The organism is Streptomyces sp. NPDC045678, from assembly GCF_056432085.1.
Map to the genome: position 1 here is coordinate 479,986 of NZ_JBWKJS010000004.1, position 15,047 is coordinate 495,032.

The 15,047-nt window shown below is 71.5% G+C and carries 15 protein-coding genes; 1 reads left to right on the forward strand and 14 read right to left on the reverse strand.

The genetic code is table 11. The features are described 5' to 3' along the window. Positions 1-6: 6 nt before the first annotated feature. From AC07DO_RS16730 to AC07DO_RS16790, 13 genes are all read right to left on the reverse strand, one after another. A complete protein-coding gene (locus AC07DO_RS16730; RefSeq protein WP_479060282.1) occupies positions 7-918 on the reverse strand; it encodes an ABC transporter permease in 912 nt (303 codons plus the stop codon). Continuing rightward, on the reverse strand, positions 905-1,696 hold the full coding sequence (locus AC07DO_RS16735; RefSeq protein ID WP_479060284.1) for an ABC transporter ATP-binding protein: 792 nt from the start codon (positions 1,694-1,696) through the stop codon (positions 905-907). Before AC07DO_RS16735 ends, AC07DO_RS16730 begins: the two co-directional genes overlap by 14 nt. Positions 1,697-1,729: 33 nt before the next feature. Further along, complete coding sequence (locus AC07DO_RS16740) at positions 1,730-2,833, reverse strand: aliphatic sulfonate ABC transporter substrate-binding protein (RefSeq protein ID WP_479060285.1); 1,104 nt, start codon at positions 2,831-2,833, stop codon at positions 1,730-1,732. A 288-nt stretch (positions 2,834-3,121) separates the two neighbouring features. Continuing rightward, complete coding sequence (locus AC07DO_RS16745; protein WP_479060287.1) at positions 3,122-4,489, reverse strand: sulfate adenylyltransferase subunit 1; 1,368 nt, start codon at positions 4,487-4,489, stop codon at positions 3,122-3,124. A gap of 2 nt (positions 4,490-4,491) precedes the next feature. Then, the gene (gene cysD / locus AC07DO_RS16750; RefSeq protein ID WP_479060289.1) at positions 4,492-5,430 is read right to left on the reverse strand and encodes a sulfate adenylyltransferase subunit CysD; all 939 of its coding nucleotides are present in this window, start codon (positions 5,428-5,430) and stop codon (positions 4,492-4,494) included. Further along, positions 5,427-6,032 (reverse strand): adenylyl-sulfate kinase, encoded by a 606-nt coding sequence (gene cysC / locus AC07DO_RS16755; protein ID WP_479060291.1) that lies wholly within the window; start codon positions 6,030-6,032, stop codon positions 5,427-5,429. Before cysC ends, cysD begins: the two co-directional genes overlap by 4 nt. Beyond that, positions 6,032-6,745, reverse strand: coding sequence for a phosphoadenylyl-sulfate reductase (locus AC07DO_RS16760; protein WP_479060293.1), 714 nt, complete (start codon positions 6,743-6,745; stop codon positions 6,032-6,034). Before AC07DO_RS16760 ends, cysC begins: the two co-directional genes overlap by 1 nt. Then, the gene (locus AC07DO_RS16765) at positions 6,742-6,921 is read right to left on the reverse strand and encodes a hypothetical protein (RefSeq protein ID WP_150186830.1); all 180 of its coding nucleotides are present in this window, start codon (positions 6,919-6,921) and stop codon (positions 6,742-6,744) included. Before AC07DO_RS16765 ends, AC07DO_RS16760 begins: the two co-directional genes overlap by 4 nt. Then, on the reverse strand, positions 6,918-8,615 hold the full coding sequence (locus AC07DO_RS16770) for a nitrite/sulfite reductase (protein ID WP_479060295.1): 1,698 nt from the start codon (positions 8,613-8,615) through the stop codon (positions 6,918-6,920). Before AC07DO_RS16770 ends, AC07DO_RS16765 begins: the two co-directional genes overlap by 4 nt. A 202-nt stretch (positions 8,616-8,817) precedes the next feature. Beyond that, positions 8,818-8,901, reverse strand: a complete 84-nt coding sequence (locus AC07DO_RS16775) for a putative leader peptide (protein ID WP_317850486.1) — start codon at positions 8,899-8,901, stop codon at positions 8,818-8,820. A gap of 124 nt (positions 8,902-9,025) precedes the next feature. Further along, positions 9,026-9,613 carry a GNAT family N-acetyltransferase gene (locus tag AC07DO_RS16780; RefSeq protein WP_479060297.1) on the reverse strand — a complete coding sequence of 196 codons (588 nt, stop codon included), beginning with the start codon at positions 9,611-9,613 and terminating at the stop codon, positions 9,026-9,028. A 53-nt stretch (positions 9,614-9,666) separates the two neighbouring features. Then, positions 9,667-10,965 carry a GAF domain-containing protein gene (locus AC07DO_RS16785; RefSeq protein ID WP_479060299.1) on the reverse strand — a complete coding sequence of 433 codons (1,299 nt, stop codon included), beginning with the start codon at positions 10,963-10,965 and terminating at the stop codon, positions 9,667-9,669. Positions 10,966-11,233: 268 nt separating this feature from the next. Beyond that, entirely contained in the window at positions 11,234-12,868 is a 1,635-nt protein-coding gene (locus tag AC07DO_RS16790; RefSeq protein ID WP_479060301.1) for an acyl-CoA dehydrogenase family protein, read from the reverse strand. Between the two features lie 17 nt (positions 12,869-12,885). Here AC07DO_RS16790 and AC07DO_RS16795 point away from each other — a divergent pair, with 17 nt between their 5' ends. Next, positions 12,886-14,070, forward strand: a complete 1,185-nt coding sequence (locus AC07DO_RS16795; protein WP_479060303.1) for a YihY/virulence factor BrkB family protein — start codon at positions 12,886-12,888, stop codon at positions 14,068-14,070. A 52-nt stretch (positions 14,071-14,122) separates the two neighbouring features. Here AC07DO_RS16795 and AC07DO_RS16800 read toward each other — a convergent pair whose 3' ends face one another. Then, positions 14,123-14,986 (reverse strand): SDR family oxidoreductase, encoded by an 864-nt coding sequence (locus AC07DO_RS16800; RefSeq protein WP_479060305.1) that lies wholly within the window; start codon positions 14,984-14,986, stop codon positions 14,123-14,125. Between the last annotated feature and the right edge of the window lie 61 nt (positions 14,987-15,047).

The window sequence follows — 15,047 nt, forward strand, 5'->3', positions numbered from 1 at the left end:
GGTGGTTCAGCTCCTCCCGGCGAGGCCGCGGCTGCGCAGGACGCGTCGCTCCAGCGGGCTGAAGATCAGCAGGTCGATGGCGATGCCGACGATGAGGATGAGGAAGATGGCGAGGAAGACCATGGACATGGAGCTGGCGTTGCGGCCGTTCTCCAGGAGGACGCCGAGGCCGACGCCGAGGTCGGGCGAGGACGCGATGATCTCGGCGGCCATCAGCGAGCGCCAGGAGAACGCCCAGCCCTGCTTGAGGCCCGCGAGATAGCCGGGCAGCGCCGCGGGGAGCACGATGTGCCAGGTGTGCCGCAGGCCCGTCGCACCGAGGGTGCGGCCCGCGCGCAGGAACAGCGGCGGCACCTGGTCGACGCCCGACACCAGGCCGTTGGCGATGGACGGCACGGCGCCGAGCAGGATCACCGCGTACATCATCGAGTTGTCCAGGCCGAGCCAGATCACGGCCGGCGGCACCCACGCCACCGAGGGCAGCGACTGCAGACCGGACAGGATCGGGCCGATCGCCGCCCGCACGAACCGCACCCGCGCCACGATCAGACCGAGCGGCGTGCCGATCACCAGGGCGAACAGGAAGCCGAGGAGACCGCGCGAGACGGACGTCCAGATGTAGTCGAGCAGGTTGCCCTGGAGCCACGCCTCGCGCACCTCGTCCCACACCGCGGACGGCGGGGGCAGCTTCGTCGGGTCGTCGACGATGCCGAAGGAGACGAGCGCCTGCCACACCAGCAGCACCAGCAGCACCGCGGTCAACGGCGGCACCACCTTCTGCACCAGGACCTGGCGCACGGGCGTGCGGGTGGGGCCCGCGTGCGAGTCCAGCGCGTCCAGGCCCGCCTCCAGACCGGCGAGGTCCTGGCTGTCGCCGGACTCCTTGACCGGGCCGGTCGAAGTGTCAGTGCTGGCCATGGCGGCGGATCTCCCCACGCAGTTGTTCGGTGATCTCGACGGACAGTTCCGCCACGGCGGTGTCCTCGATGCGGCGCGGGTGCGGGATGTCGACCCGCCACTCGTGCGCCACCCGGCCGGGGCGCGACGAGAGGAGCACGACACGCTGGGCGAGGCGCACGGCCTCGCGCACGTTGTGCGTGACGAAGAGGACGGAGACGTTCGTCTCGCGCCAGATGCGGGTGAGCTCGTCGTGCAGGACGTCACGGGTGATCGCGTCGAGCGCCGCGAACGGCTCGTCCATCAGCAGGAGCCGGCTGTCCTGGGCGAGCGCGCGGGCCAGCGCGACCCGCTGGCGCATGCCGCCGGACAGCTCGTGCACCCGCTTGCCGTACGCGCCCTGCAGCCGCACGAGTTCGAGGAGCTCCTCGGCCCTCGGGCGGCGGTCCGCCTTCGGCACGCCGCGCAGCTTCAGGGCGAGTTCGATGTTCTTGCCCGCGGTCAGCCACGGGAACAGCGCGTGCTCCTGGAACATCAGGGCCGGGCGGCCGTCCGTCGTGATGGCGCCCGCGGACGGCTCGTCGAGCCCGGCCACCAGGTTGAGCAGCGTCGACTTGCCGCAGCCCGAGGCTCCCAGGAGGGTGACGAACTCGCCCGGTGCGACATCGAGCGTGATGTCGTCCAGGACCAGCTGGGGTCCGGCGGGGCCGCCGAACGACTTCGAGACGTGCTCGATCCGTGCGGCGTGCTCGGCCGTGGTGCGGGTGTTCTCCGCGGCCTTGGCGAGGGTCGTGGCCATGGTCGTCACCTCCTGGGAACGTCGTCTGGCGGGTTACTTGACGCCGAGTCCGGCGTCGTCGACCGGGGACTTGCCCTCGGACTTCAGGACCTTGTTCAGCGGAGCGAGGTCGTAGATGCCCTTGAGGTCGGGCTTCTCCAGGAGACCGGCCTTGACCGCGTGGTCAGCCTCGGCCTCGAGCGTCGCGGCCAGCGGGTCGTCGGTCGTCCGGATCGACTTCCACGCCGGGTCGAGGACCTCGGCGGGCAGCGGCTTCCCGGCGTCCGCCTTCAGCCGTGCGTTCGCCGCGGCCTTGGCCTTCTCCGGGTTCTTCGCGATCCACGCGTTGGTCTTCACGGCGCCGCGCAGCACGGCCTCGACGACCTTCGGGTGCTCCTTCAGGAACTCCTGCCGCACGATGATGTTGGTGATCACGAACTTCTTGTCCGGCCACAGGTCGGACTCGTCGAGCAGCACCTTGCCACCCTCGGCGACCAGCTTGGACGCGGTCGGCTCCGGCACCCACGCGCCGTCCAGGGAACCCGACTTGTAGGCGTCCGGGGTGACCTTGTTGTCACTGCGGATCACTGACACGTCGCCCTTGCCGCTCTGCGCGTCGACCTTCCAGCCCCGCTCGGCGATCCAGTTGAGGAACGCCACGTCCTGGGTGTTGCCGAGCTGCGGCGTCGCGATCTTCTTGCCCTTGACGTCGTCCAGGGACTTGATCTTCTTCGGGTTCACGACGAGCTTCACGCCGCCGGACGCCGAACCGCCGATGATGCGCAGGTTCTTGCCCTGCGACTTGGTGTAGCCGTTGATGGCGGGCGATGGGCCGATCCAGCCGATGTCGATCGATCCCGCGTTCAGTGCCTCGATCTCCGAGGGACCCGCGTTGAACTGCGCGTACTTGGCCTCGGTGCCGCCGAGCTCCTTCTGGAACAGGCCTTCCTGGTTGCCGACCAGGGCGGTGGCGTGGGTGAGGTTCGGGAAGTACCCGATCTTCACGCTGTCCAGGTCTTCGATCTTCTTTGCGCCCTCGGCGACCTTCGACTTGCCGTCCTCGTCGGAGGCCTCGGAGCCGTAGCCGCAGGCGCCGAGCGCCAGGGCGAGGAGGGGCAGCGCCGCGAGTGCGGCGAGTCGGGTACGTGGAGCAGGCACGGGAGGTGGTCCCCTCGTCGGCCCGGGCGCACGCCGTCAGGTCGTGGCCGGGAGATCGGTAGGTCTTCGTCTGCGTGGTGGCCGCGCACGGAGCGCGGGTGCTGCGGGTGCTGCCGGTGCTGCGGATACGGGGAGAACGGGGGCGCACGCGTGGTGCGCGCGCCCCGGTCCCGCCGGAGGCGTTACTCCGCACATCGCGCGACTCCGCCCTGCCCGCTGCCGAGGGCGCCGCTGCCGATGCGGCCGCCCTCCTTCGCGAACGTCGCGTATACGTCGACGTAGGTCATGTCAGAAGTCCCAGCCCTCATCGTCCGCGGCGTCGGCCCGCGCGGCCTCGTCGGCGGGCGTGGCGAACGCGTCGCCCGCCATGCCGGCCGCGAGCGTCGTGCCGTCCGAGGGGTCGATCAGCAGGAAGGACCCGGTGCGGCGCGACTCCGCGTACGAGTCGAGGGCGAGCGGTTCGGCGGTGCGGATCCTCACCCGGCCTATGTCGTTGGCGACGAGCCGGCCGGGCTCCGGGTGCTGGGAGAGGTCGTCGAGGGTGAGCCGCGACGGGATCTCCTTGACGATCGCCTTGACGGTGCGGGTGGTGTGCTTCAGCAGGACCCGCTGGCCGACGGAGAGCGCGGTGTCCGCGACGTGGCAGACCGTCGCCTCGACGTCCTGCGTGGTCGCGGGGGCGTCGCCGCTCGGCACGATCAGGTCGCCGCGCGAGATGTCGATGTCGTCCTCGAGGAGCAGCGTGACGGACTGCGGTGTCCACGCCACGTCCACCGGCTGCCCCAGCAGGTCGATCCCGGCGACCTTCGAGGTGCGGCCCGAGGGCAGCACCGTCACGGACTCGCCGACCCGGAAGGCACCGGCCGCGATCTGGCCCGCGTAGCCGCGGTAGTCGGGGTGCTCGGCGGTCTGCGGCCGGATCACGTACTGCACGGGCAGCCGCGCGTGGCAGGAGGCGAGGTCGTGGCTGACCGGGACCGTCTCCAGGTGCTCCAGGACGGTGGGGCCGCCGTACCAGTCCATGTTCGAGGACGGCTCCACGACGTTGTCACCGGCGAGCGCCGAGATGGGGATCGCGGTGATCTCCGGTACGCCCAGTTCGCCGGCGTACGCGGTGAACTCCTCGGCGATCTTCGCGAAGACCGTCTCGTCGTACGCGACGAGGTCCATCTTGTTGACCGCCAGGACGACGTGCGGGACGCGCAGCAGCGCGGCCACCGCTGCGTGCCTGCGGGTCTGCTCGATGACGCCGTTGCGGGCGTCGACGAGGACGACGGCGAGGTCGGCCGTGGAGGCGCCGGTGACCATGTTGCGGGTGTACTGCACGTGGCCGGGGGTGTCGGCGAGGATGAAGCGGCGCCGGGGGGTGGCGAAGTAGCGGTAGGCGACGTCGATGGTGATGCCCTGCTCCCGCTCGGCGCGCAGGCCGTCGGTGAGGAGGGCGAGGTCGGGGGCTCCGGCGCCGCGGCTGGCGGAGGCGCGCTCGACGGCCTCCAGCTGGTCGGTGAGGACCGACTTGGAGTCGTGGAGGAGGCGGCCCACCAGGGTGGACTTGCCGTCGTCGACGGAACCGGCGGTGGCGAACCGCAGCAGGGTGGTGGCCGACAACTGCTCGGTGGAGAGCGGCTTCACCGGCTCGGTGGTGCTGTTGCTCATGGTTAGAAGTACCCCTCGCGCTTGCGGTCTTCCATCGCGGCCTCGGACATCTTGTCGTCGGCGCGGGTCGCGCCGCGCTCGGTCAGCCGGGACGCGGCGATCTCCGTGATGACGGCGTCCAGCGTGGTGGCGTCGGAGTCCACCGCGCCGGTGCAGGACATGTCGCCGACCGTGCGGTAGCGCACGAGCCGCCGCTCGACCGTCTCGCCCTCCCTCGGCCCGCCCCACTCACCCGCCGTCAGCCACATCCCCGAGCGGCGGAACACCTCACGCTCATGGGCGAAGTAGATGCCGGGAAGCTCGATGTCCTCACGGGCGATGTACTGCCACACATCCAGCTCGGTCCAGTTCGACAGCGGGAACACACGCACGTGCTCACCCGGCGCGTGCCGACCGTTGTAGAGCTGCCACAACTCGGGGCGCTGACGGCGCGGGTCCCACTGCGAGAACTCATCCCGCAGCGAGAACACCCGCTCCTTCGCACGGGCCTTCTCCTCGTCACGGCGCCCGCCGCCGAAGACCGCGTCGAACCGCTCACTCTGGATCTTCTCCGTCAGCGGCAGCGTCTGGAGCGGATTGCGGGTGCCGTCAGGACGCTCCTTCAGCACACCCCGGTCGATGTACTCCTGCACCGAGGCGACATGCAGACGCAACCCGTGCTCAGCCACCACACGGTCGCGGTACTCCAGCACCTCGGGAAAGTTGTGTCCCGTGTCCACGTGCAGCAGCGCGAACGGTACCGGCGCCGGAGTGAACGCCTTCAGCGCCAGGTGCAGCATCAGGATGGAGTCCTTGCCGCCGGAGAACAGGATCACCGGGTTCTCGAACTCGCCCGCCACCTCGCGGAAGATGTGCACGGCCTCGGACTCGAGGGCGTCCAGGTGGCTGAGCGCGTACGGGCTGTCGGTGCCCTCGTCGGTCACTTTCGCGACGGTCGTCATGCGAGACCCCTTTCGCTGAGCAGCGCGTGAACCGCCGCCGCTGACTCCTGCACGGTCTGGTCCTGCGACTCGATGCGCAGATCGGGCGACTCCGGAGCCTCGTAGGGGTCGTCGACCCCGGTCAGTCCGGTGATCTCGCCCGCGGCCTGCTTCGCGTACAGGCCCTTCACATCGCGTACGGAGCAGACCTCGACCGGCGTCGCGACGTGCACCTCCAGGTACGGGGTGCCCCCGGCCTGGTGGCGCTTGCGCACCGCCTCGCGGCTGTCGGCGAACGGCGCGATGACGGGCACCAGGGCCAGCACACCGTTGCGCGCGAGCAGTTCGGCGACGAAGCCGATGCGCTGCACGTTGGTGTGCCGGTCCTCGCGGCTGAAGCCGAGGCCCGCCGAGAGGAACTCGCGGATCTCGTCGCCGTCGAGGACCTCCACGCGGCGGCCGTCGGCGCGCAGCCTGCCCGCCAGTTCGTACGCGATGGTGGTCTTTCCGGCGCTGGGCAGGCCGGTGAGCCAGACGGTGGCTCCGGTCGTCACGTGGTTCTCCAGGGTCTGTTGCTGCGTCTGCGTCTGCGTCTGAGTCTGCTGCGTCTGCGGCGCGGGCATCAGTGGATCCCGCACTCGGTCTTGGCGTTGCCGGCCCAGCGTCCCGCGCGCGCGTCCTCGCCCTCCAGGAGGCGGCGGGTGCAGGGGGCGCAGCCCACCGAGCCGTAGCCGTCCATCAGGAGCGGGTTGGTGAGGACGCCGTGCTCGGTGACGTACGCGTCGACGTCGTCCTGGGTCCAGCGGGCGATCGGCGAGATCTTGACCTTGCCGCGCTTCTCGTCCCAGCCGACGACCGGGGTGTTCGCGCGGCTCGGCGAGTCGTCGCGGCGCAGCCCGGTGGCCCACGCGACGTACCCGGCGAGGCCCTCCTCCAGGGGCTGGACCTTCCGCAGCTTGCAGCACAGGTCCGGGTTGCGGTCGTGGAGCTTCGCGCCGTACACCGAGTCCTGTTCGGCCACGGACTGACGGGGCGTCAAGGTGATGACGTTGACGTCCATGACGGCCTCGACGGCGTCGCGGGTGCCGATGGTCTCCGGGAAGTGGTAGCCGGTGTCCAGGAACACGACGTCGACGCCGGGCCTGGCACGCGAGGCGAGGTGGGCGACGACCGCGTCCTCCATCGAGGAGGTCACGCAGAAGCGTCCCCCGAAGGTGTCGGCGGCCCATTGGAGGATCTCCAGGGCGGAGGCGTCCTCCAGGTCGCGCCCCGCCTGCTCGGCGAGTGCCCTCAACTCGTCGTCGGTGCGCGCCTTCTGATCCTGAGCAGTCGTCATATCTGGTTCTCTCCACTGCTGGTGTGCTGAACGCCCCGGGCGAGCAGCCCGAGGAACTTCAGCTGAAAGGCCCGGTTGCAGGCTCCGCATTCCCACGCGCCGTGACCGGCCTCGTGGGGGCGCAGGTCCTCGTCGCCGCAGTAGGGGCAGTGGAACGGGGCGGCACGCTCGCTCACTTGAGGGCCTCCTCGGGGGCGCGGGCGGTCCACGTGGCGAAGCGCTCGCCGTCCTCGCGCTGCTCCTGGAAGCGCTTGAGGACCCGCTCGACGTAGTCGGGGAGCTCGGTGGCGGTGACCTTCAGGCCGCGGACCTTGCGGCCGAAGCCGGCGTCGAGCCCGAGGGCGCCGCCCAGGTGCACCTGGTAGCCCTCGACCTGGTTGCCCTCGTCGTCGAGCATGAGCTGGCCCTTGAGGCCGATGTCGGCGACCTGGATGCGGGCGCAGGCGTTCGGGCAGCCGTTGATGTTGATGGTGATCGGCTCGTCGAACTCCGGGATGCGGCGCTCCAGTTCGTCGATGAGCGAGGCGCCGCGCGCCTTGGTCTCGACGATGGCGAGCTTGCAGAACTCGATGCCGGTGCAGGCCATGGTGCCGCGCCGGAAAGGCGAGGCGTTGACCCGCAGGTCGAGCGCCTCGAGTGCGGAGACGAGCGGGTCGACCTGGTCCTGCTCGACGTCGAGCACGATCATCTTCTGCTCGGCGGTGGTGCGCAGCCGGCCCGAGCCGTGCGCCTCGGCGACCTCGGCGATCTTCGTGAGGGTGGTGCCGTCGACGCGGCCGACGCGCGGGGCGAAGCCGACGTAGAAGCGTCCGTCCTGCTGGCGGTGGACGCCGAGGTGGTCGCGCCAGGTGCCCGCGGGCTGCTCGGGGGCGGGTCCGTCGGCCAGCTTCCGCCGCAGGTACTCGTCCTCGAGGACCTGCCGGAACTTCTCCGGGCCCCAGTCGGCGACGAGGAACTTCAGGCGGGCGCGGTTGCGCAGGCGGCGGTAGCCGTAGTCGCGGAAGATGCCGATGACGCCGCCGAATACGTCCGGCACGTCGTCGAGCGGGACCCAGGTGCCGAGGCGCACGCCCAGCTTGGGGTTGGTGGAGAGGCCGCCGCCGACCCAGAGGTCGAAGCCGGGTCCGTGCTCGGGGTGGTTGACGCCGACGAAGGCGACGTCGTTGATCTCGTGGGCGACATCGAGCTGCGGCGACCCGGAGATCGCGGTCTTGAACTTGCGCGGCAGGTTGGAGAACTCGGGGTTGCCGATGAAGCGGCGCTGGATCTCGTCGATGGCGGGGGAGCCGTCGATGATCTCGTTCTCGGCGACGCCCGCCACGGGGGAGCCGAGGATGACGCGGGGCGTGTCACCGCACGCCTCGGTGGTCGAGAGGCCGACGGCTTCGAGACGGCGCCAGATCTCGGGCACGTCCTCGATGCGGATCCAGTGGTACTGGATGTTCTGGCGGTCGGTGAGGTCGGCGGTGCCGCGGGCGAACTCCTGGGACACCTCGCCGATCACGCGCAGCTGCTCGGTGGTCAGCCGTCCGCCGTCGACGCGGACGCGGAGCATGAAGTACTCGTCGTCCAGCTCCTCCGGCGCGAGGACCGCGGTCTTGCCGCCGTCGATCCCGGGCTTGCGCTGGGTGTAAAGACCCCACCAGCGCATACGGCCACGGAGATCGTTCGGGTCGATGGAGTCGAATCCACGCTTCGAGTAGATCGTCTCAATACGTGTCCGCACATTGAGACCGTCGTCGTCCTTCTTGAACTGCTCGTTCCCGTTGAGCGGCGTGAAGTGACCGACGGCCCACTGACCCTCGCCGCGGTGACGACTCACCTTGCGGCGGGGCGTTGCTGGGGCAGGCTTCTCTGGCGTGGCGGCCATGGCGGTACGTCCTTCGGGGCGGCGATTCAGAAGGGGTCGGCGCGTAGCGCCGTCGTTGAGGGGTGGCGGTCGGGCGACGGGAGGGAGGCTCTGACCTGCGGGTATGGCACACGTCCGCAGATGTTGGGCACATGCGGGGACGTGCGCGCGGCGCTGCGCAGGGAGGGGGTTCAGTGGATGGGGAGCGGCTGTGCTGAGTCGATCAGCAAGCCGGACACATGGCGCTGGACATGCGGCCGAGGTCGACGTGACGTCGACTCACCAAGGCGTTTCCAGTGCGATCCATGCCGGAAGCGTGTCACGGGACTTTCGGCCCAGTCCAGCATTATCCAAAATGCGGACACCCTTGTCCCGTATCGTGGACAAGGGTGTCGTCGGTCACAGCGGGCCGTGCAGACTCGGCGGAGGGTTCAGTCGCGGTCGGCCCCAGGCCACGGCCCCGGCGTCGGCACGTCCGCCTCCTCCTCGACCTTCGTGTCGAAGAGCCGGAAGCCGCGCCGCCGGTAGTTGTCCATGGCGTGCTCGCCGTCCTTGGAGCACGTGTGCAGCCAGACCCGCTCGGTCGGCGCGAGCCCCGGCCACCGCTCGGCCAGGTCCCAGGCGCGCGCGACGGCGTACGACAGGAGGTGGCCGCCGATGCGGCGCCCCCGGAAGGCGGGGAGCAGCCCGAAGTAGACGATCTCGACGACGCCCTCCGCCGCGTCCCCGTTCTCGCCGCGCGCCGCCAGCTCCACGTACCCGGCCGGCGTCCCCTGCTCGTACGCGACCCACGTCTCCACCCCCGGCCGGTCGAGCAGCTTCTGCCACTCCGCGTACGTGAGGGAGAGCCGGTCGGACCAGCGGATGTCGCCGCCGACGGACGCGTACAGGAACCGGCTGAACTCGGGCGAGGGAACCCCGGCGCGCACGATCCGGACGTCCCCGTCGGGCGCGGCGGCCGGGCGCAGGTCGCCCGGCGACGTCTGTTCGAGGGACCAGGTGGTGACAGTGATGCTCATGGGGCTCAGAGAATCATGCGCCGCATCCGGGGGTCCATGTCGGCCTCAAGGCCTCAAGGCTCCGTGAGCCGCCGCGCGGCGCGCACCGCGGGCGCCATCGAGTGGGGCAGGAGGTCCGCGGGGCGCTCCGGCATGATCACGTCGACGTCCACGTCCTCGTGGAAGCGGTAGGGGCGGTGGGCGAGCAGCCCGCCCAGATAGCGCCGCACGCGGGAGAGCTCGGCGCGCACCGTCACCGTGCGCGCCGGATCGCCGAACATGTCCTCGGCGAGCCCCGAAGCGGTGCGTCCCGTGCGGTACGTACAGAGGAGATAGAGGAGCTCGGCGTGGCGCGGGCTCAGCTCGTGCGTCCAGTCGTGGGCGCCGCCGAGCACCGACAGCGTCCACCGGCGCGGACTGCTCACGTCCAGGACGAGACGGGTGGCGGCGACCGGCCGCGGCACGTCACCCGGGTCCTCCGGGCGCAGCAGCCACCCGCCGGGCAGCGGCTCCACCAGACACGGGCCGAGCGACGGCAGCCAGGTGCGGCCCGCGCCGAAGGACTTGGGGAGCGTGAGGCGGTCCGCCGGGGGCATGCCCGTCACCGCGGCCGTCCAGCCGTGCACGTCCACCGCCAGCGCCCGCCCGTCGAGCCGCGCGAGCACCGGCGCCGCCACCGCGCGCAGCCGGTCCAGCGCCGTCACGTGCCGGTCTCGCAGCCGCGCCTCCCCGAGCTTGGCGACCGAGTCGACCAGGGCGAGCGTCGCGGGATGGACGGTCCGCAGCGGACCGCTGACGTCGACCACCCCGAGGAGCCTGCCGTCGCGCGGATCGGTCAGCGGGGCGCCCGTGCACGTCCACGCGTGGTGGGTCCGCACGAAGTGCTCGGCGGAGAAGACCTGCACGGGGCGCCGCACCACCAGCGGCGTCCCGATGCCGTTCGTCCCCACGACGTTCTCGCCCCAGTCCGCGCCCGGCTCGAACCCGAGCGAGTCCGCCTTGCGCAGCACCGCGGCGCTGCCCTCGCGCCACAGCACCCGCCCGTCCGCGTCGCTGACGACCATGATGTGCTGCGCCGCGTCCGCCACGGAGACCAGCGCGTCGCGCAGGACGGGCAGGATGTCCCGGAGCGGCGAGGCGCGGCGGCGCTCCTCCAACTCCTCCTCGCTCAGCAGCCGCGACCGGAAGTCACGGTCCGGATCGACCCCGCCGAGCATCATCCGCCCCCACGAGTCGCCGATCACCGGCCGCGGCAGCACGCTCGGCCGCTGCCCTGACAGCGTGGCGTCCCGCACCCCCTTCAGGACGCGTGCGGCGTGCGCGAGGTCCATGCCGGACAGGCGCGCGAGGTCGATCGTCGACGGGGCGTTCATGACCACTGGGTCCTTTCCGGCCAGACCAGTGCGTGCGGGAGCGCCCCTTCATCGTGCCTCCTGCGCGGCCTTCCCGGGTACGGGTTGCAACCTCCTGCAACCCTGGCCAAGGGTCGGGCGGGGCCCGAATCTGGACAGCAACGCCGCCCGTGCGGTGTTCACGCTCCTCACGGGGCCTGAGTGACGGGGGTGGTGCCGTGTCGGCGCAGCACCACCCCCGTACCAGCCAGGGGACTTCCGCCCTGGGCCCTGATCGGCCGGGCCGGCCCTAGACGCCCGGAGCGGCCCGCTCCACCACCGCCGCCAGGTCGAGACTGTGCGGCAGCGTGCCGAACGCCGCGCCCCAGTCCCCGCCGAGCCGTGAGGCGCAGAACGCGTCGGAGACCTCGGGCGGCGCGTACCGCACCAGCAGCGAACCCTGGAGCACCAGCGCCATCCGCTCCACGAGCCGTCGCCCGCGCCCCTCGATGCCCTCCAGGTCGGCCAGTTCGGTCAGCAGGTCCTTGATCGCGGCGTCCAGGCGGTGGTCCGCGCCGCGCGCCGTCCCGACCTCCTGGAGGAACGCGTTCAGGGCCCGCGGCTCGCGCTGCAGCGCCCGCAGCACGTCCAGCGCCTGGACGTTCCCCGACCCCTCCCAGATGGAGTTGAGCGGCGCCTCGCGCAGCAGCCGCGGCATGCCCGAATCCTCCACGTAGCCGTTGCCGCCCAGGCATTCGAGGGCCTCGCCGGCCAGCGGCGTGCAGCGCTTGGTCACCCAGTACTTCGCCGCGGGCACCGCGAGCCGCAGGAACGCCTGCTCCTGCTCGCCCCCGTCGTCGTAGGCCGCGGCGAGCCGCAGCGCCAGGGTCGTGGCCGCCTCCGACTCCAGCGCCAGATCCGCCAGTACGTTGCGCATGAGCGGCTTGTCGACGAGCTTGCCGCCGAACGCCTCCCGGTACGTGGCGTGGTGCACCGCCTGCGCGACGGCCTGCCGCATCAGCGCCGCGGACCCGATCACGCAGTCGAGGCGCGTCGCCGCCACCATCTCGATGATGGTGCGCACCCCGCGCCCCTCGTCCCCGACCCGCCGCGCCCACGTCCCGTCGAACTCGACCTCGCTCGACGCGTTGGACCTGTTGCCCAGCTTGTCCTTGAGCCGCTGGATGGCGAAGACGTTCCGCGAGCCGTCCTCGAGCACACGCGGCACGAGGAAGCACGTCAGGCCCGGCTCGGCCTGCGCGAGGACCAGGAACCCGTCCGACATGGGCGCGGAGCAGAACCACTTGTGGCCCGTGAGCGCGTAGGTCCCGTCCTCGGCGAGGGGCTGCGCGCGCGTGGTGTTGGCCCGTACGTCGCTGCCGCCCTGCTTCTCCGTCATGCCCATCCCGAAGACCGCGCCGGCCTTCTGGGACGCCGGGCGCAGCCCGTGGTCGTACACGGTCGAGGTGAGGCGCGGCTCCCACTCGGCGGCGAGCGCCGGGTCGGCGCGGAGCGCGGGCACCGCGGCGTGCGTCATCGAGACCGGGCAGCCGTGACCCCCCTCGACCTGCGTCCACACCACGAACCCGGCGGCCCGGCGCAGATGCCCGCCGGGCCGCGACCAGGCGGCCGTCAGGCCCGCGGAGACCGCCTTGCCGAGCAGCCGGTGCCACGCCGGATGGAACTCGACCTCGTCGATCCGGTGGCCGTACCGGTCATGCGTGTGCAGAACCGGAGGATTCGCGTTCGCCTGGTCTCCCCACTTCTGCGCCTGGGCGGATCCCGCGGCCCGGCCGAGCAACGAGAGCTCGTCGCGGGCGGAATCGAGGAGCGCCGGATCGAGGTGCCGCTCGACCCCTTCCACGAGGGCCCGGTCGGACGCGAATACGTCATATCCCACCAGGGGCGGAGCCTGGTTGGTCACTGTGTGGGTGCTGGCTGCCATGCCGCTACGGTAAGGAGGTGCACCAGGCAAAAGAAACACCCGGGCGGCCGTCGGGCCGCTGGAACCGGGCCCGCGCTCTCTACCGGAACGTCTCCATGCGCAGGACCGCCTGGCTGCTGCTCAAGGACACCGTCAACTCGTGCATCGAGTACCGCATCCTGGGGCTCGCGGCCGAGGCGGCCTTCTTCACGCTGCTCTCCGTCCCGCCGCTGCTGCTGAGCCTCATCGGCCTGCTCGCGTACGTGGACCGGTGGACGGGCGCGGACACGATCGCCAGCGTGCAGAACAACATCCTGGAGGCGTCCCGCACGGTCCTGTCCGACCGGGGCGTCCACCAGATCGCGGAACCGATACTGGACGACGTGATGCGGGTCAGCCGCCCCGACGTCATCTCCATCGGCTTCCTGTTCGCCCTGTGGTCCGGCTCGCGCGCCGTGAACGTCTTCATCGACACCATCACGGTGATGTACGGCCTCGACGGCGCGCGCGGCATCGTCAAGACCCGGATGCTCGCCTTCGGCCTGTTCATCGTGGCGCTGCTCATCGGGTCGGTGGCGCTGCCGCTGATGGTGGCGGGACCGGACGCGGTGGTGAAGCTGCTGCCGGGCTCGACGACGGTCGTCCAGATCCTCTACTGGCCGGTCGTCGTCATCCTCTCCGTGGTCTTCCTGACGACGCTGTATCACGTGTCAGTGCCGGTGCGTTCGCCGTGGGCGGAGGACATGCCGGGCGCGCTGGTCGCGCTCGCCATGTGGGTGCTCGGCAGCTTCCTGCTCCGCATCTACCTCACCAGCACGGTGGAGGGCCCCACGATCTACGGCTCGCTGGCGGCGCCCGTCGCCGTGCTGCTGTGGATCGGCGTCTCGGCGTTCGCGGTCCTGGTCGGCGCCGCGGTCAACGCGGCCATCGACCGGGTCTGGCCGTCCGTCGCGACGGCCGCCGCGCGCGCCGCCAACGACCGCATAAGGGAGGCGCAGGCCGCGGAGGTGGTGGCCCGTGCGGCCGCGGCACGGGAGGCGATGTCGGACCCGGACGACCCCGACGACCCCGAGATGCCGTCCGAGTTCCCCGAGCGCTGGTCGCGTTTCCTGCCGCCGGACGACGTGACGTCGCGCCTGCGGGCCCCCGCGAAGCAGCCGAAGCACGCGAAACGGAACGGGAACGGGACGGGGTCCGGGGACAACAGCCCCTCCGGCGATTGAGGAGCGGGGTCCGGGGCAGCGCTCCGGGACTCCCGCCCCGGAGGACGTGAGGTCAGCACTTCCAGGTGCCCGCCTCCGCCCGCTCCCTGGCGAAGTCGGCGAAGTCCCTCGGGTCCCGGTCCAGCACCTCCCGTACCCCCTCGGAGAGCTTCGCGTTGCGCCCGTCGAGGTTCGTCTCGAACAGCTCGACCAGGAACTCCACTTCCTCGGCGGGCACCCCGAACCCGGCGAGCGCCGCCCCGTAGTCGCGGGCGGACACCGGCACGTACGTCATCTCGCGCCCGGCCGCCGCCGCGACCTCCGCCACCGCCTGCCGGAACGACAGGAGCCGGGGCCCGGTGAGGTCCAGGGTGCGGCCCGCGAACCGGTCGCCGCCGGTCAGCGCGGCCACGACCACGTCCGCGACGTCCCGGGCGTCGATGAACGGTTCGAGCACCTCTCCGGCCGGGAACACCAGCTCTCCGCCCCGCATCCCGTCCAGCAGCGGCCCCTCGCTGAGGTTCTGCGCGAACCAACTGGCCCGCACCACGGTCCACTCGGCCCCCGAGTCCCGTACCGCCCGCTCGGTCGCGTGCGCCTGCTCCTCGCCCCGCGCCGAAAGCAGCGTCAGCCGCCGCACGCCCGCCGCCACCGCCTCGCGGGCGAACGCGCCGACCGTCTCGGCCGCGCCGGGCGCGCCCACGTCCGGCAGGTACGCGAGGTGCGCGGCGTCCGCACCCCGCAGGGCGTCCGCCCACGTCGACCGGTCCGCCCAGTCGAACCGCACCGCGCCGGACCGCGAGGCGGCCCGCACCGTGAGCCCGGCCGCCTCCGCGGACTCCACGACCCGGCGCCCCACACGCCCGGTCGCCCCCGTCACCAGAACCGTCACATCCGTCTTCGTCGTGCTCGCCGCGTTCGCTCTGTTCGTCGTCATGCCCACCAGTCAACTGCCGGGCCCGCCGGGGAACCATCGCCGAGGAGCTCACGGCCATACG